Genomic DNA, 16,420 nt, shown 5'->3' on the forward strand with positions numbered 1-16,420 from the left:
TGTCGAGGATTTGAGGGCTTAACCTTTACATAGCGAAATCTCCCTTCATTTACAAGGGAGATTTCTTAAAGATGGATCGAAGCGAGAAGAGACCGGATAACGTGGAGACGCGTGCCTTCCGTCTTCGTCTAGATTTAGATTTCAATTTAGATTTGACTTTGATCTTCGTGTTATAGACAAATAGGGCATATTCAATGGGTTTTACAATGGCCTGATGATAGATATCATGCTCCCCAGCTTGGGCGAACACCTCCCGTGCAGGCTTGGGATTGACTTCCAAGATCCAGGGGTGGCCTTCGCGGTCGATGGCAAGATCTAATGCGAGTTCACAGAGTGCGCCATATTTCTCCTCAAGGAAAGATGCCGTCTCGATGCCTAACTCCTCGATCTTGAGTCGGATGGAATCGACTTTCTCATCATCTCCAATCCATTCCTGGAGCAGCTTCATCATGGGAACGGCTTGACCCCCGCCGTGCAAGTTGGACGTTACACTACGCGATGGTCCGATGCGCCCAGCACAACCTGTATAACTCCAGTTGCCTTCTCCGTTCTTCTGCACGAGCAGACGGTAATCATGAACACGGCCATTCGGCAGTTTAATCGCAATCCCCTGTTGAACGATGTAACGATCACGCGCATTCCAATTCGCCAGCTTTGAGGAAAGTAGGGACGGCGATATCCGCTGAGGGCGAATAATACGGCGTTGATGGTCGCGTCCTTGAATATCATACTTAACGCTTCTTGCCTTGATTTTCTCGATACGGAGGATTCCGCGTCCACCCGTTCCGTTAATAGGTTTTAGGAAGACGAGCTTTTCTTTTTTCATGAGTTGGTGCACATCATTCGCAGAGGAATAGAGCTTCGTCTCAGGTAAATAAGGGTGAATCTCGGAATTCGTGCGCAGCATTTGATAGATGGTCCATTTATTCCGCAGCGGGCGGTTCAGGAAATTCAAATGGCTGTATCGCGCACGAAACCGAAGGAGCTCACGAAAACGATACGTATTCTGTATGCGGCAGCGGTCAAAAATGAGGTGTGGGAATGAAGTCCATTGGCGGGTCCATTGGCGCTTCTTCGGATTGTAGAACATGCCGTTAATTTGCTTTTTATCGGAATCTACATCTTGCGGTGTAAAGACGAAAGCTTCCATGCCCAGCTTATGGCTTGCAGCGATCATGCGCTGATAGACGGGGCGTTCTTCCAGACGTTTATTTTCATTTAAATACAACGTGAGTATACCAAGTACCGGTTGAGACAAGATGATTCACCTTCTTGCATCATATTCAAAAGCTAAGGTCGGTTTTCCCGTCGGACCTTCCGTTAGACGGTGTGCCGTAAGACCCGCTTGAAAGCACATACGTAGACTTGAGATATTATCAAGCGCAACCTGGCAGGTGAGGTATCCAAGATAGGATATCTGTTCGCTCATGAGTTGTGTACCGAGATGCATACCGCGCCAAGTAGGATGTACTACGATCAGGCAAGTCTGTTCGCCATAATGTCTCACGAACGATACCCCGATCAACCGCGGTTTCCCTATCGGAACTCGCTCAATGGCAAGAAGGAGTTGTGTTCCTGTCTCCAGCAGCTGTTGTTCGGTCACGGATTCCAACTGGATCATGGCATCTGCGGTAATTCGCTGATCACCGTGCTGAGTGATAAATCGAAGGCATTGTGATCGCAGTACATTCCATTGATCCGTCTGGAGTGAACGAATAGCGCGAATTTCCATCCCGAGATCCTCCTTGCGATCGTGCTCGATTGTTGAGGCAGCTAAGCTTGGCGTGTAAGGTACGTACTGTATTGAAAGATACGCTCGATGGAACGTTTGCGAATATGAGGTTCATCAAACTTCATCGGCTTCGAGTTTGCTTCAAAGAACCAGATGTGACCCTGTTGATCGACCCCCATATCCATCGACATTTCACCTAACATGTATCCTGATCCGCGTTCTAACTGCCTTGCAATGATGAGTGCTGTGTTTTTGGCACGAGCAAGAATGCGTTTGGGAGAATCCAAGCCAAAAGCTGCGATAAGCAGCTTTTCCGGATCTTCGATACTCCCGCCACGAGGTACATGTGTTGTAATACTAAGCGATCCTGCCATCCTTGCACCAATGCCTGTGACTTCCCAATGCCCTTTTCGATTTTTCTGGATGAGCACACGAAGATCAAAGGGTCTTTTATCGATAGAAGCGAGTTCGATGCCTTGTTGTACGATATAGTGTGTAGAGCCGGTTTCTTTTTTGATACGCATCCATAATTTTTGTAACGATGAACATTTATAGGAAATGCTTTTCTTTTTATCCTGTATTTTGAGGCGGAAAGGGAGGGTTCGGTTCGGTTGGTATTTGACCATCATAATGCCTACGCCAGCTTTTCCAGACTCCGGTTTTAAGTACAGGTAGGAATGGCGGTGCAGCAATTTACTGAGCTCCAGGGATTTGGTGAGTCGATGTGTATTGGGAATATGCGGTTTTGTGGACTTGGATTTTTTGAGCCATTCGAAGAGCTGCCATTTGTTGAAAAAGTAGGGGTTATATAGTTTAATATCTGGATGCACTAAACATTCTTGAATTTTATTCTGCACAGCCGGCGTCATTTCATCTTCGCGAAGGGGAATGCGGTTGTAGATGACATTGGGTAGGGGGAACCATTGCGGCGCCCATACCTCTTGTTCAAAGTTATACGTATAACCTCGGATTTTGGGCATATTCGGCTTCAGGTCCTTGACTGTTACGATATAGACCGGGTAGTTCAGCTCCTGCCCTACCCGGAGAATATCGATAAAATTGTCGCGGTTCCCCCGAAACATTAACTCGTCATCTTCTATTGTAAGAATAGCGACGACCGGTTTCGTCCCCTCTTGGTCGATACTCTCCATCTAACTCTCACCTCTCCGAAATTTGCTGAGATACATGCAGTGATCAATGATGTGGATAAGTGATGCTCTGCCTTCTTTACGGAGGGAGGGGTGTTTGAAGATTGAACGTCCAGGTTTGGCATTGGCCTCGAACATCCATACCTGTTCATCTTCGTCGATACCAATATCAAAACCAAGCTCTCCTAGCAAATGGGGATAGTTCTTCTCAATCGATTCTGCCAGGCTAATGGATATTTCTTTTGCACGTTCCAGCACTTCATTCGCTCTTAAGCCGAAAGATTTATTTAATGCTTGTTCTGGTGTAAGAAGCTGGCCCCCATTTTTAATATGGGTTGTAACGCTTCCTTTACCGGCTTTTTTCGCGCCGATTCCGACGACGACCCATTCGTTATTGCCGTTCTTATGCATATGGAAGCGAAAATCAATGGGGCAGTGATCAATTTCAATCAACCGAATGCCTTGTTGAATCACGTAGTTGCGCAAGGAACGACCATGGCGCGCCTGCAGCATGCGCATCAGGCTGTTAAAGTTGCTGAATCGTAGTAACACATTGCTTCCCTTCGCACGATAGCGGGCAAAGTAGCCTTTTTTCGGGTGATGGGTAAGGCGATAGATTCCGTTACCCAAGCTGCCTGCTGTTGGCTTGTAATAGACGAATTTATGTTTATCGAGCATTTCTTTCATTTTTTCGCTGCTTGGTCCCATGATGGATTCGGGAACAAATTGATTGGCTTCCTCATCATCCTTCAATAGTTCATAGACATCGGATTTATTGAAGAAGCTCCAGTTAAAGAAAGGGATTTTCCGCTTAATAAATCGTTCGCGCAATGTGGCTATCGTGGATCCTGTCTCTGCGCGTCGACTGGGTAAGCGATTATAGATTACATCAGGAAGCGGGACGGTCTTACGGGACCAGCCGCCAGACTCATTCAGAAAGAATCCAAGGACGGTATCATCTTGCCAATTGATATCTCTTGGCGCAAAAGCGAAGAAGTATCCCTTTTTGTTACCTTCACGCAGCAGCGACTTGATAAACTCCGTTCGGCTGCCGAATGGACTTGTTAACGTACGAACTGCCGCATCAGACAGCACCCCGATCAAGGGCCCAATCTGGACTTCATCCGTTTGAGCATTAAGAATATGGACGTTGCCGGATTTGGGAATACGGATGGTGTTACGAAGGCCGGAGGTCAAGTAAAGGTGTTTGCCCGACTTCTTAATCGGTTTCATGGTCGCTGGCGTCGAGACTTTACCGAAGCGAAGATGAATGGACTTTTTGCCGGAAAGATTCAACACCTTCATTAAGGCATTGGACACATAGACGACCTTCTCGGGCTGCTGCGTAAAATGAACATTACAAACCATTAAACTCATGAATTGACCCTCCTAAGTTGTCGAAGCAATAAATAGCGCGCATAACAAATCGGATTTTCCACAGATTTTAACGCGGTCACTCGGTCATTCATCTGTTGAAATACGGACCGTCCAGGCTTGGAGTTTACTTCTAGAACCCAGAGGTTGCCGTTGCGATCGATGCCAAAATCTATACCAAGCTCCGCTAGTCTACCATGACGTTCTTCGAGTAGAATGGGAATGCGCTGCGAAAGCTCTTTGATCGTCTGTATAAGAGTTGTTGATTTCACTTCGCCAAACTCCCTTTCAAGAAAGGGAACGACGGGTTCTGCATGACCTCCGCCGTGTAAGTTCGACGTGAGTGAGCCTGCTTTTCCTCGACGTACAGCCATTCCTGTCATTTGCCATTCTCCAAATTCATTCTTTTGCATGAGAGAACGGATATCAAAGGGCTCTTCATGATGGTTGTTTAAATACAAATAAGGTTGCATAATGAACTTTCGGGCTCGGATCCACTGATGGATATAGCGATATCCCACGGACTCTTGGCGAAATGTGCGGTCGAATATTTCGTTATTCGAAGTCCTTCCGCGGATGGACAATGTATTGTCGATCGTACGAATGAAGAGTGTGTTTCTGCCGTGACTGCCGCCATGCGGTTTCAGAAAAGCTTCGCCCCCGCATTGTTCCAGCCATGTCCGCAGACTTGCTGGTGATTCATAGAGTGCTGTGGATGGCAAATAGGGACGGATTTCTTCGTGCGGAGACAGCATTTGGTAGACATCCCACTTGCCTTTTAAACCGCGTCCTAGAAAATTCACGGCATATTGATCGGTGAGACGACGAATCGCCGCTTTCATTTCCAGATACTTCTCCAAATTGGGATAATAGCATCGATCGTAGATCAATGTTGGAACGGGGAATACGCCGCGTTCCCAGCCTTTTTGCGAGTACGTATAGCCAATTACGCAACCTAACTTGGGCCTTACCCATGTAGGCGAGAAAGCGAAAACCGTGATGCCATGCTTGCGTCCGACGATGCATAAACGACGACAGAACGATTTCTCGGGAATCGGAACAGTTCCTGTTGCCTCGCATACCATCACGCCTAGATAATGGGTAGGCTTATAAGCTTTGTTTTTCGACATTGGCTCAAACTCCTTTAAAATCCGGACAGAAAGCGTGAGTATTCGATCATCTGTTTGACGGATGGCCGGATTTTGTTCTCTCGCAGCGGTGTATTGTCATTCTTAGATGGCTTAGAGTTGACTTCAAGCAGCCAGACATGACCGGATGTATCTAATGCAAGATCAATTCCTAATTCACCAAAGTGAGCGGGAATTCGTGTGTCAATCCCTTTGGAGATTTCTAAGGCCGCTTTATGCAGCTTAAGATGGGCTTCTCCTTTGACGCTTTGAGGGAGATTGGATTTCATTACAGCTTCCTTCACGGTGCTAAGAGATCCGCCTCGTGCAAGGTTGGATACGAAGTGATTCGACCCTGCAATGCGACCCACAATCGATGTGACATGCCATTTGCCGGTGGCATTCTTCTGGACTAACGCACGGAAATCAACAGGGCGGCTCGTATTATCAATTAACATGAGCCCTTGTTGCATTTGGTATTTTGTCGTTTTCATCTTTCCGGATAAACTTTCAAAGAGCTTAAGCAGGGAGGGGTAGCTTAGTTTCTTAGTTCCGTTGATGGTGGCGTATTGAGCTAGGTACATCGTGCCTTGCCGGCTGATTCGAATGATCCCTTTGCCCAGACTGCCGCGAACCGGTTTGAGAAACACGGTGCTGTATTTGGCGCACATGGTCTTTAATCCGGCGTAATTTCGCAGAAGACGTGATTCGGGTAAATAACGTTGCAGTGCGGGATCGCCTCGAAGCGCATCGAATACTTCCGTCTTATCGAGAAATTTTTCGTTAAAAAATTGTGTATTGTAGCGAGATTTTACTTCTTTTAAAAATTGCTGTACGCTTGGTTTGTTCTCGAACTTTCTCGATGTTAGCCGATTGTTAATGACATCAGCAATGGGCATCATGACTTTCTGCCAACGTTCATGGTATACCCACCCTTGTATGGAATTTGTGCTCGAACCGATATGCTCTGGCGTAAAGAAATAGACATAGGCACCTTGGGAACGACAAGCGTCAACAAGTTCTTTGCAGAATAATGTGATGGTACCAAAAGGCTTCTCCAAGTTGTCTGGATCATCGCGTGTAACGAGTACGCTGATCAGCGGGCCCAACCGCAGCGTTCCGTTTCTGAAGTGAAATCGAAGCTGAGCACCTGAGAACAATCCCATTCTTCGCGCCAATGGCGTCTGAATCCGCAGTCCATTGTACTTTGGAACGGATACGATTTTTACATGCTCCTTGAACGAGCCGAACTGTAGCATGACATATTGATGTGTCGGGATTTTCCATTGTTTAATCGTACTTTCGCCAATCATGAGCACGTCTTCTTGTGTAACGCCGGAGCTGGTCACCTGGATCGATATTTTTGTCTTAGACATTGTGGAGCTCCTCTCGACTGCAACTTAAGTGACTTGAGGTCTTGAACATACTTTTGAACAGAGAAAATGACCTACTGAACTACACTGCATAGATTCATCATATGAGGACATATTTCCCTTGGTGATTGACCCGCTATTTAAAATAATGAGATCTCAAACGAGGAGGGGGATGTATATGCCGACATGGCTATATATTGTCGTAAGTATTGCGGTTGCTGCATTTGTAGGTGGATTGACGAATCATTTTGCTATTAAAATGTTGTTTCATCCCAGAAAAGCGCTATATTTGGGCTCATGGCGCGTACCATTCACGCCGGGTCTCATTCCGAAGCGAAAAGATGAGATTGCCAGCTCGTTAGGCGAAATCGTGGCAGATTATTTGGTGACGGCCGAAGGGTTGCAAGAGATGCTTGCGAAACCCAGTTTTCGCAATACATTGGAACAGAAGCTGGTTCATTACATAGAGAATATGGCAAGGGAAGAACGTACTGTGAAGGAGATGGCCTTAGGCGTCATGTCCGAAGAGACGTGGGAAGAGCACAAACAACGTGCCATTCTGTGGATGCAGCAAGCGGTTGACCACGGCGTGGTCTGGCTATGGAATCGATACGAGCTGGCAGATCAACCGCTGCATGAGATGATTCCGGGATGGTCTCCCGCGTTAAAACAGCAATGGTCATATTTAGCGACGGATGGTATTCTAGATGCCGTTCGTAGTGAATTGACATCGATGAAAGGGCAGCGTATGCTCCGCCAGCTTGCTTCCCAATTGGTCGGACAAACAGGCGGATTTCTAGGTGCGATGGCGACGATGTTCATGGATGAAGAGAAATTGGTGCAGAAAATGACACCCGTCCTCGTCGAGCAGCTGGAATCTGAACAAGTGCGAGAGGCCGTCTCTCAGTTTATTGAACGCAAAATGGATGAAATCACGAGTCTGCCGCTTGAGCAAGTTTTTCGGACAGTTACAGGCGAAGATGGGGTAGCTTGGTTATCACGTCAAGCACAGAACGTGTTACAATGGAAACATTGGGTAGAGAAGATAGAAGAGATGCAAGTGTCGTCTCTCGTGAGTCGATATGAAGAGCGTCTCATCGTATACGTGCCCAGAGGAGTTCAGCAACTCCTGACTATACTGCAGCGGATGATTCCGAACATTATGAAGGCCATTCAATTGCCTCAACTTGTTCGGGAGCAGGTGGAACGGTTCCCTATCGAACGCTTAGAGCACGTTATTCTTAGCGTATCCGGTCGAGAGTTTCAAGCCATCACTTGGTTAGGTGCTCTGCTAGGCGGGCTGATTGGGTTGTTCCAGGCGATCTTCATGCTGTGGTTAGGTTAGTCGAATAATGGAATGGATAAAGGAGATATGAATCATGAATGTGTACGATAAGGCTCATGAATTAGCGAAAGCATTGAAAGAATGTCCTGAGGTAGCAGAAGTAAAAAGCATGATGACTTTAATCAATGCGGATGCAGAAAGCAAACAAATGTTGGATGACTTCCGTCTTCGTCAGACGCAAATGCAGCAAAAGATGATGTCTGGCGAAATGCCGGATCAAGAAGAGATGGAGAAGATGGAGAAGTTATTCGACGTGCTCCAAATGATCCCGAATATTAGCAAGTTGTTTGATGCTGAGCGTCGTCTGAGCGTCATTATTGAAGATGTGAACAAGATCGTCTTGCAAAACCTAGAGTTCCTTTATCAATAAAACGCTACATGAGTATCGGACTTTTGAGGATGAACGCAAGATTCGATGCCGAATTAGCTTCTTAGATATACTTCGTGATCAAAAGTTGCCCTGTTGCCCCTTTGGATGATGTCATATTTGGGTGTGTGTAGGCATAGTCATTAGAATAGGACAATCATACAAAGGAGTTGTGGGTTGTATGCGTACATGGAATTTAGCGAAATCCGTCATTTATTTAGGGATCGCATTGGGCATGCTCCTATTCGCATGGCCGAAGCTGAACGTACTGCTCTCTTGGTCCCAAGGAACGGCATTCGTCATCGCTTGGCTTGTGTTAGCCTTGCTTATTATTGCATCGCAGCTTCATTTCCTTCTGATCGCGAGTGAGAAGCAAGAAGCGAAGATTCAACGGCTTCGTCGTTATCGCAGGCTGCAATGGCAGCAGAAAATGACCCAAACATTGGAACGTCGAGCAACCGTGAAGAGCAAATCTAGAAGGTAATATCACATGTTTAATCGTTCGAAAATGGAATACATGAATACTGCAGCGGCCGCTTTTCCGTCTATCGGAGAGTCGGCCGCTGTCGTTTTCTCGGAAGCTATTTGTCGAGGAACGGTGCGGGTTTTCGGTGTTTTTGTCAAAAAATATTTGGGTCTCTAGAACTGCAACTTTATGAGAATTATGACGTCTATATCCATGCATTTCAAACCAGTGGGATATGGGGGAATACACATGCGAAAAAAATGGGTTTCACTCGTCATGACATTGATGCTGACCTCAGCATGTTACTCTAGCATTGTATCAGGTGCAGGCACTTCACTTACAACGCAAGACAAGTTTGAAGTATTAAAGGGCAAAGGGATTTTCACGGGATTTACAGATGGCAGCGCAAGGCTCAATGAGCAAATGTCCCGCGAGCAATTTGCAGCCGTATTGTTCCGACTGATGGAATTGAAGGATGTGTCTGGACCGCCAAGCTATAATGACGTGCTCAAAACCCGTTGGTCCTATGGGGAAATCGAGGCTGTAACGGAAGCGGGCTTAATGAAAGGGATGGGCGTCGGCAAATTCCAACCGGGTTCACCGGTTACGGTAGAACAGCTAGCTACCATCTTGGTGCGTGCTTATGGCTCGGAGGGCAGCAGCAATAACGGGGTCGGCGGCAAAGTGTCTTCGTGGGCTAAATCCGCGGTAGCGGTAGCCATTGACAAGGGCATTATTCCGATCATGTATGACTACACCGGGAATGCAACCCGCGGGCTGCTCGTCGATGCGACCTATGCCGCCTATCAGAAGATGTCCACGCCAGAATATAAACCATTGCATGTGAAATCATTAGATGTCATCTCCAATACCAAGATTATCCTCACATTGGATGAACCCGTTTCCGTGCTGAAGCCTGACAATATCACCATCCGCAAAACCTACGGAAGTTCGAAGTTAATTATCCGACAAGCCACGCTAAGCGCAGACGGTAAAAAGGTTGAGATTGTAACCGATCCGCAAGAAAGCGCAACGCAATATATTTTAACGGTGGATGATACGACGAAATCATTCGTTTCCCTCTCGGTAGATACAACAAAACCACGTATCATTAATTTCCATGCTGTTTCGAATTATTGGTTATCGATCACCTTCTCAGAGCCTGTTGATGCAAGTTCTGCAACGGATTTGAAAAATTACGGCGTCAACAATGGTCTGTATATGTACCGCGCAGAGCTGTCGAATGACGGTCGAACGGTCACCATTCAGACGAACGAACAAAACGCGAAAACGAAATATACGTTCGTAGCATACAACATTACCGATTTAGCAGGGAATACGTTGGATCCTGTCACGTATACGTTCGGTGATGAAGACCAATCCGCTCCAACAGTGAAGAAAATAACGTCAGATACCAACCGTGTTACGTTATGGTTCAGTGAACGATTGGATCGCGACTCGGCTGAAAATGTGGCGAATTACGTGATCAATGGGAATTTAGGTTACCCAACGCGGTTGGATTATAACGACACGAACCAGACGGTCACGTTAACCACTGCAGACCAAGAAGATGGAAAAGCATACACACTTACGTTAAAAAATATTAAAGATCTTGCAGGGAATGCGATCAAGAACCCGACAAAAGTGAATTTTACCGGCGTCAACAATGATGTTAATTATTCGTTATATGTGCAGAGTATTCGGTCGTTGAATTGGAATACACTTGAAATTCGGCTCAATAATGCGATTACGGCCAATGACCTTTCCCAATTTAATTTGATTGTGAATCGTGACAACGGTGCTTCCGTGTCCATGTCTGGCTGGCAATCCTATGTGACGCTGCAGGACAGCAAAACGATTCGTGTTCAATATCGTACCGCGGATCAATCGAATCCGAATCTATTCCGTGAACAGCATTTAATCGAAGCATCGGTATATGGCTTACCGAAGCTGAATACGCGGAATAATGCCAACGTAAAATCGTTTGCTGGGACAGATGCGGTGAATGATGTTCCTTCGGTTAGAGAGATTAAAGCGTTAGATTCGCGTTCTGTTCAAGTGCTCTTCAGTAAGCCTGTTCGCAATATCTCGAAAGACGCTTTTATCCTGCAAACGAAAGATGGCGAATATGTATCGATTGCCTCGGAATCGGTGAATAACCGTAATAAGGTGGTCGATAGCGTTGTCTTGTATCTGGATTCACCGATGCAGTGGAACACCAATTACGCACTCCGTTTCACGGGGGCCGTGACGGACGCAGCCGGTTGGAATGCGATGAAGGTGACGGATGGGGCGAATCCTTATACCGTGTATTTCAAGGGAATTGGCGATAACAATAACAATAACAATGCGGCTCCGCGCATGGCAAACATTTCGTCTGAGGATCCTTATAATATCGCAGTAACCTTCAGCGAACCTGTGAAGAACGCAGCCAAAGGACCTTATAGCTTGTGGACTAATGACGATAGGAAGATCGTGGATCTCAAAGAGGGTGAGAATGCTACGTTCGAGGTCTCCGAAGACCGTACGAAACTGTATATCCACCTTTTCGCCGATCAATTGGATTCGTTAACGTATAACAAGAGCTATAAGGTAATTTACCAGCGGGATGCAGGGAAAATTGTTGATGATGAAGGCAAAGGCTTTGATGAAGGAAAAGGGGCGAACGAAGCTGGATTTAAAGCGAAGGGGAAAGAACACACTGCACCTTACATCGATGATGCCTATGTGAAGGACGCGAAGCTTGTCCTTGTGTTTAGCGAAGCCATTCAAGGATATTCGAATCAAACGAATTATTTTGAGATCAAGATCAATGGGGATACGATTACACCGGATGCCGGACAGCTCGTGAATGACAAAGAAATACGCTTATCGCTGCCGAAATCATACTTCAAGCGCGCTTACGGATCGATTACTGTAACAGATGCGGGAGCGGATCATATTACAGATATCAATCATGTGAACGTACTCCAGGAATCGGTTCCCTTTCGAATCAAATAAGATTATCGGATTTAGCGTGTAATAAAGGCCTTCGAATGCTATAATGGAGTTATAGTACAGATACGGAACTAGAGGTGACACAGCGTGGATATTCATGAAGAGGCGCTGACGAAGCATGAATTATTGCTACAGTATATCGAAGGCTTAAAGATCGGCTCTAAAATTTCAGTTCGGAAATTGGCAAAAGAATTACATGTCAGTGAAGGTACGGCATACCGTGCCGTGAAGGAAGCCGAGAATATCGGTTACGTGATGACGAAGGATCGGATTGGTACGATTCGGGTGGATAAAGCTTCAAGGCGTCACATGTCCGAACAATTGACCTATGAAGAAGTGGTGAAAATCGTCGGAGGACATGTGCTTGGGGGGAGCAAAGGGCTCGTGAAACCCCTGCACAAATATGTCATCGGCGCCATGGAGCTCGAGGATATGATCGGATACATTGACGCGGGCAGTCTATTAATTGTCGGTAACCGAGAGAGTGCGCACCGTCTTGCATTGAAGCAAGGAGCGGGGATTCTGATTACCGGGGGATTCGATGCCAGCCGGGAAGTGAAGTTGATCGCCGATGCGCTCGACCTGCCGATTATTTCGTCGAAGCATGATACGTTTACGGTTGCCACATTGATTAACCGCGCCATATATGACCGATTGATCAAAAAGAAAATTATGCTTATTGAAGATATCGTTTCGCTCGATGCGAAAGTGAATGCCTTGAAGGCCCAGAGTACGATTCGGGATTTTCAACTGATGCGGGACACGACGGGACAGTCTCGATTCCCCGTCATCGATGAGTGGAACCATGTCATTGGGATGATTACATCGAAAGATATTTCCGGTTTATCGCCTGATTCGACGATCGATAAACATTATACGCGCAGTCCGATCACGGTCTCGATGAGTACGTCCTTGGCCTCCGCCGCACATATGATGGCGTGGGAAGGGATCGAAGTGCTTCCGATTGTGGATCGGAATCGCAAACTTATCTCCACGGCATCGCGCAAGCAGGTTCTGCAAGCTTTACGGGATGCACAGAAGCTCCCGCAGCTCGGCGAGACCTTTGACGATTTGATTTGGAGCCATTTTGAAGAAGATCGGGATGATTCTAACCGCTTGTTCTTTCGAGGTGTGATCACGCCGCAAATGTCGAGCCACATTGGTACGCTGTCCAAAGGGGTGTTTTCGACCATTGTGACGCAAGCGGCTTATCGTGCGATTCGAGACCTCCCGCGGGGGGATCATGTGGTGGAGAATATGACCGTCTATTTCCTTCGCCCCGTTCCGATTGAGAAAGAAATTGTTGTTCGTGTAGAAATGATCGAAGTGAGCCGACGCTTCTGTAAGCTGGATGTGAAAGTCAGCCAAGATGATCAGATTGTATGTAAAGCCATGGTTACCGCACAAGCATTTGACGGTGCGTGAGGGTAACATATTATCTCTTTCATCAAAGAGCCATTAGAAAAAGCGTGTTTTGAACAGATTGTTCAAAACACGCTTTTCGTATATTTAAATAAATCATTCTATTCCTTTGAATTGGGAAGGGCTTGTTTCACGGATATGGAAAATGATGTCGAACTGTTCTAGCAGTGACGCATCATAGTCCCTCCAGTTGAGATGGACTCACTTGTTGAATTTGAACAAGGATGTCAAATGATTTACCTAATGATACATCAACCGTTGTTGGGATGTCGGGACCTTCGGTAGTTATTCCAGCGAAAATGGGATGGTGCTCTAGAGGTTTTTCTCACTATCTAGAATTTGTAACTTTTCGAGAGATTGCCGAAATCAAATTAGGTTGCAGGGAACGCAACGAGAAATGAACGGACACAGGAGACCTTAATTATGCCAAAAGCACTCAAAATGCAGGGTGAAAGGACACAGCAGCTCTTATCATGCTAAACATAAGCTATATACTCATGATTCGAATGGAATAAGGGCATCTAGGTCCGAAAAACGTCTAATCAATGAGCATAGCAGACAATAAGGTCTCTTGTGTCCGTTATAGACAAAGAGCTTATTTAATTTGTCAAGATTTCGTTTCTACGACAGCTGAAACTGAAACACCAATCCATCTCTCCTATCCACCAACGTATAGGTTCACACAATAAAGGACCGTCGGGTGCCCCCCTGACGGTTTTTCACACTTAACAAATGCAATACAAAAAAATAACCTGCCGCCCAAAATACAGGGATCAGGTTATTTCGTAAAGAATCAACATTCACTTGTCATAAATTTTACAGAGCTAGAGTCTCTTTTATTGCAGATGGATCATGTTCGGGTTGTTCATGGACAACAGATCCGTCCGCAAGACGCAACCACGAGTCGAATTGCCGCTCGCCTTCTTGCAGCTGAATCACCCGGGCGCCGCGAGGGAAGTCATCCCGACCGTACGTGTTATACCCGGTAGCTCGGCCATAGCAGAGTCGGATGCCGTGTAAGGTCCCCCAGTAATCATTGAGATGGTCATGACCCGCGAACGTTCCCATCACATCTCCTTGTTCTACCAGTGCTGCGAATAACCCGGTGTTGATCCGCGGACAGCACACATCTTCGTATTTGTGCCCATAGCAAAGTTCTTGTTCCCATACAAGATGATATTCCGGTAGTGGGATATGGAAGAAAGCGAGTGCGGGTAGAGGAATACCGCCATTCTGTGATGTATAAGCAGCCGACTGTGTTTCATACCATTGGATTTGGTCTCTAGCAATCCAACCGTAGCCTGGGACATGAGAGATGGTTGATCGATTCCCGGAATCAAGCGCATACAATAAGGCGGAAGGCTGACCTGTACGACCTATGACTTCGAGCGCGTAGTTTCCGACCCCGTTCATATCCGTAGGACCCGCTTGTGCAAGCGAATGCGAATAGGATAGAGCCTTGTCCATCAATTCGGCGCGGGGAAGCGTCCCTTCCGTATCATGATTGCCGAACACGACAGACCAAGGAATCTGGCGATTGTCGACAAGCGAGACAGCCAGATCAAAGCGGTACAGCGGATCATCGCAGGAAGATTCCTCGATCACATCGCCCGTGAAGAAGACCAAATCGGGTTGTTCCGCATCCAGAATTTTTCCCATAAGCGCTAAAGTTGACTCATCCTTTTCCCCGCCAGATTTCATGTGAACATCGGTAAATTGCACGATTTTAAACGTACCATCTTCGCGAAACTTGAGTATGCTCATGATATCCTCTCCTCATCCTATGCGCCTGATTTAGGCGTTTTTTTGTCCCATTTTACTGAAATAACTATAATTTCGGAACCCGGCGTACAAGTTAAAGCAGCCGAGCAGCAAGAATAGCGCCCCCACAACGACGCGAATGGAGGAACCGCTGAACACGAATAGCTGGATGACAGCAAGCAGAATTAGTAAGGAACCTAGACTGATATTCATGCGCGCCGCGTAAATTCCGCGTTGCCGCGTATCCTTCGCCCGGTGAGATTTTGCACTATGAAACACCGATGAGATGAGCGCGATGGCTAGTAAAACATAGAGTACAGTGAGTATGGTACCCATCATGTGAGAAGCAGCCCCTTTTCGATAAATGCTTCATCTATTGTAACATATTTCCTTAAGGACGGTCAGTCTTTGCTTTGGCATCAATCCAAATTTGTAATATGCCGTCATTTGCCAGCATGGTGCGGATTTGCACGTTGTATTCTTGGCCGCGGGAATCTTGATAGGTTTTGTTTTTTAATAGTTTCTGGGTAAGGATGGCGTCCGAATTGATTTTATAGATATCTCTACCGATTAAGCCGTCGAGATCGGTTTTGATTTTTCTCTTAAGCTCATTTTCACTATGAGTGTCAATAGGTGTATCGGGATCGTCCAGAATAAATAATTGCAAGGTTCGAATAATCGTCTGTTTATTTTTGTACTTGCTTAGACTCTTGATTTCTTCTTCTTGTTGACCGATCTGGGTAAGGAGTTCACTCCGAATGGTCGTTAATTGATTGACTTGGAAATGGAAAATCGAATTATATACGGCGGCGCCGACAATCATGCCGCACAAGAAGATTGCCCCGGAGCGGAGGAATGAGCTATAGCGATGAAAAGGAGGGACTCGCATACAATGTTAGCCTCGCTCTCTACAAATCCAAGCGACAAGCTCCGTAGCCGTATGAGCCCCACAAAAGGCGCATAAAATATAGAGAATTTGCTTAATCGCAGGATTCAAGTCCCCAGCGAAAAAGTTGCTCTCGATGACGCGTAAAGGGTCAATGGTTCCTCCAACGGCTGCGGCAAGCGCCCATATTTTCAAAGATTTGGCGACATGGAGCATCGTGAGCGTCGGAGGTTGAAGCGCAATGACGGCACCGATGCCTCCGAGCATGGCCCCTCCTAATACGACGCCAAAAGCAATAAAGAAATCCAGCAATGCTTTGGAAGCGAATGTTTCCATGGGAATAACCCCTTTCCTCTCCGTTATTGACCGAGAATCGTGTATAATTAAATCTATGGGAGTTGTCCATAGAATAGACTAGGAAG

16 protein-coding genes and 1 pseudogene are annotated in these 16,420 nt (G+C 46.4%); 6 read left to right on the forward strand and 11 right to left on the reverse strand.

Translation table 11 applies throughout. The annotated features are described in order from the left end of the window. Positions 1-49: 49 nt before the first annotated feature. Genes BVG16_RS00485 through BVG16_RS00510 form a run of 6 tightly spaced genes read right to left on the reverse strand, consistent with a single transcriptional unit; the run spans position 50 to position 6,757 of the window. The gene (locus BVG16_RS00485; RefSeq protein ID WP_078496560.1) at positions 50-1,258 is read right to left on the reverse strand and encodes a YheC/YheD family endospore coat-associated protein; all 1,209 of its coding nucleotides are present in this window, start codon (positions 1,256-1,258) and stop codon (positions 50-52) included. Positions 1,259-1,264: 6 nt separating this feature from the next. After that, positions 1,265-1,732, reverse strand: coding sequence for a GNAT family N-acetyltransferase (locus BVG16_RS00490; RefSeq protein ID WP_078496562.1), 468 nt, complete (start codon positions 1,730-1,732; stop codon positions 1,265-1,267). A gap of 41 nt (positions 1,733-1,773) precedes the next feature. Further along, positions 1,774-2,883, reverse strand: coding sequence for a YheC/YheD family endospore coat-associated protein (locus tag BVG16_RS00495; RefSeq protein WP_078496564.1), 1,110 nt, complete (start codon positions 2,881-2,883; stop codon positions 1,774-1,776). Then, entirely contained in the window at positions 2,884-4,257 is a 1,374-nt protein-coding gene (locus tag BVG16_RS00500) for a YheC/YheD family endospore coat-associated protein (RefSeq protein WP_078496566.1), read from the reverse strand. Beyond that, positions 4,254-5,384 (reverse strand): YheC/YheD family endospore coat-associated protein, encoded by a 1,131-nt coding sequence (locus BVG16_RS00505; RefSeq protein ID WP_078496568.1) that lies wholly within the window; start codon positions 5,382-5,384, stop codon positions 4,254-4,256. The genes BVG16_RS00500 and BVG16_RS00505 overlap by 4 nt, the downstream gene beginning before the upstream one ends. A gap of 14 nt (positions 5,385-5,398) precedes the next feature. Then, positions 5,399-6,757, reverse strand: coding sequence for a YheC/YheD family endospore coat-associated protein (locus tag BVG16_RS00510; RefSeq protein ID WP_078496570.1), 1,359 nt, complete (start codon positions 6,755-6,757; stop codon positions 5,399-5,401). 175 nt (positions 6,758-6,932) lie between these two features. On the opposite strand from BVG16_RS00510, the gene BVG16_RS00515 reads away from it, so the two are divergent. From BVG16_RS00515 to BVG16_RS00535, 6 genes are all read left to right on the forward strand, one after another. Next, positions 6,933-8,099 (forward strand): DUF445 family protein, encoded by a 1,167-nt coding sequence (locus tag BVG16_RS00515; RefSeq protein WP_078496572.1) that lies wholly within the window; start codon positions 6,933-6,935, stop codon positions 8,097-8,099. A gap of 34 nt (positions 8,100-8,133) precedes the next feature. Continuing rightward, positions 8,134-8,469 carry a YlbF family regulator gene (locus BVG16_RS00520; protein WP_078496574.1) on the forward strand — a complete coding sequence of 112 codons (336 nt, stop codon included), beginning with the start codon at positions 8,134-8,136 and terminating at the stop codon, positions 8,467-8,469. Positions 8,470-8,647: 178 nt separating this feature from the next. Then, a complete protein-coding gene (locus tag BVG16_RS00525) occupies positions 8,648-8,950 on the forward strand; it encodes a hypothetical protein (RefSeq protein WP_078496576.1) in 303 nt (100 codons plus the stop codon). 6 nt (positions 8,951-8,956) lie between these two features. Next, complete coding sequence (locus BVG16_RS32675; protein WP_158081586.1) at positions 8,957-9,109, forward strand: hypothetical protein; 153 nt, start codon at positions 8,957-8,959, stop codon at positions 9,107-9,109. Between the two features lie 72 nt (positions 9,110-9,181). Further along, a complete protein-coding gene (locus tag BVG16_RS00530) occupies positions 9,182-11,932 on the forward strand; it encodes an Ig-like domain-containing protein (RefSeq protein WP_158081587.1) in 2,751 nt (916 codons plus the stop codon). Positions 11,933-12,016: 84 nt separating this feature from the next. Further along, a complete protein-coding gene (locus BVG16_RS00535; protein ID WP_078496579.1) occupies positions 12,017-13,354 on the forward strand; it encodes a DRTGG domain-containing protein in 1,338 nt (445 codons plus the stop codon). Between the two features lie 172 nt (positions 13,355-13,526). Here BVG16_RS00535 and BVG16_RS00540 read toward each other — a convergent pair. The 5 genes and pseudogenes from BVG16_RS00540 to BVG16_RS00560 form a co-directional block, all read right to left on the reverse strand. Then, positions 13,527-13,664, reverse strand: a pseudogene (locus BVG16_RS00540) (erythromycin esterase); the annotation flags it as partial. A 503-nt stretch (positions 13,665-14,167) separates the two neighbouring features. Then, positions 14,168-15,115 (reverse strand): metallophosphoesterase family protein, encoded by a 948-nt coding sequence (locus tag BVG16_RS00545; RefSeq protein ID WP_078496581.1) that lies wholly within the window; start codon positions 15,113-15,115, stop codon positions 14,168-14,170. A 30-nt stretch (positions 15,116-15,145) separates the two neighbouring features. Beyond that, complete coding sequence (locus tag BVG16_RS00550) at positions 15,146-15,451, reverse strand: YtpI family protein (protein WP_078496583.1); 306 nt, start codon at positions 15,449-15,451, stop codon at positions 15,146-15,148. A 52-nt stretch (positions 15,452-15,503) separates the two neighbouring features. After that, positions 15,504-15,944, reverse strand: a complete 441-nt coding sequence (locus BVG16_RS00555; RefSeq protein WP_144027250.1) for a hypothetical protein — start codon at positions 15,942-15,944, stop codon at positions 15,504-15,506. Positions 15,945-16,007: 63 nt separating this feature from the next. After that, positions 16,008-16,334 (reverse strand): YtrH family sporulation protein, encoded by a 327-nt coding sequence (locus BVG16_RS00560; protein WP_078496587.1) that lies wholly within the window; start codon positions 16,332-16,334, stop codon positions 16,008-16,010. Positions 16,335-16,420: the final 86 nt, after the last annotated feature.

The sequence above is a fragment of the Paenibacillus selenitireducens genome (assembly GCF_002021565.1).
GTDB lineage: Bacteria > Bacillota > Bacilli > Paenibacillales > Paenibacillaceae > Paenibacillus_K > Paenibacillus_K selenitireducens.

Bases quoted from the DNA above. Each gene is read 5' to 3' on its own strand.
- BVG16_RS00490 (WP_078496562.1), bottom strand. From the start codon at position 1,732: ATGGAAATTCGCGCTATTCGTTCACTCCAGACGGATCAATGGAATGTA.
- BVG16_RS00495 (WP_078496564.1), bottom strand. From the start codon at position 2,883: ATGGAGAGTATCGACCAAGAGGGGACGAAACCGGTCGTCGCTATTCTT.
- BVG16_RS00500 (WP_078496566.1), bottom strand. From the start codon at position 4,257: ATGAGTTTAATGGTTTGTAATGTTCATTTTACGCAGCAGCCCGAGAAG.
- BVG16_RS00505 (WP_078496568.1), bottom strand. From the start codon at position 5,384: ATGTCGAAAAACAAAGCTTATAAGCCTACCCATTATCTAGGCGTGATG.
- BVG16_RS00510 (WP_078496570.1), bottom strand. From the start codon at position 6,757: ATGTCTAAGACAAAAATATCGATCCAGGTGACCAGCTCCGGCGTTACA.
- BVG16_RS00515 (WP_078496572.1), top strand. From the start codon at position 6,933: ATGCCGACATGGCTATATATTGTCGTAAGTATTGCGGTTGCTGCATTT.
- BVG16_RS00520 (WP_078496574.1), top strand. From the start codon at position 8,134: ATGAATGTGTACGATAAGGCTCATGAATTAGCGAAAGCATTGAAAGAA.
- BVG16_RS00525 (WP_078496576.1), top strand. From the start codon at position 8,648: ATGCGTACATGGAATTTAGCGAAATCCGTCATTTATTTAGGGATCGCA.
- BVG16_RS32675 (WP_158081586.1), top strand. From the start codon at position 8,957: ATGTTTAATCGTTCGAAAATGGAATACATGAATACTGCAGCGGCCGCT.
- BVG16_RS00530 (WP_158081587.1), top strand. From the start codon at position 9,182: ATGCGAAAAAAATGGGTTTCACTCGTCATGACATTGATGCTGACCTCA.
- BVG16_RS00545 (WP_078496581.1), bottom strand. From the start codon at position 15,115: ATGAGCATACTCAAGTTTCGCGAAGATGGTACGTTTAAAATCGTGCAA.
- BVG16_RS00550 (WP_078496583.1), bottom strand. From the start codon at position 15,451: ATGATGGGTACCATACTCACTGTACTCTATGTTTTACTAGCCATCGCG.
- BVG16_RS00560 (WP_078496587.1), bottom strand. From the start codon at position 16,334: ATGGAAACATTCGCTTCCAAAGCATTGCTGGATTTCTTTATTGCTTTT.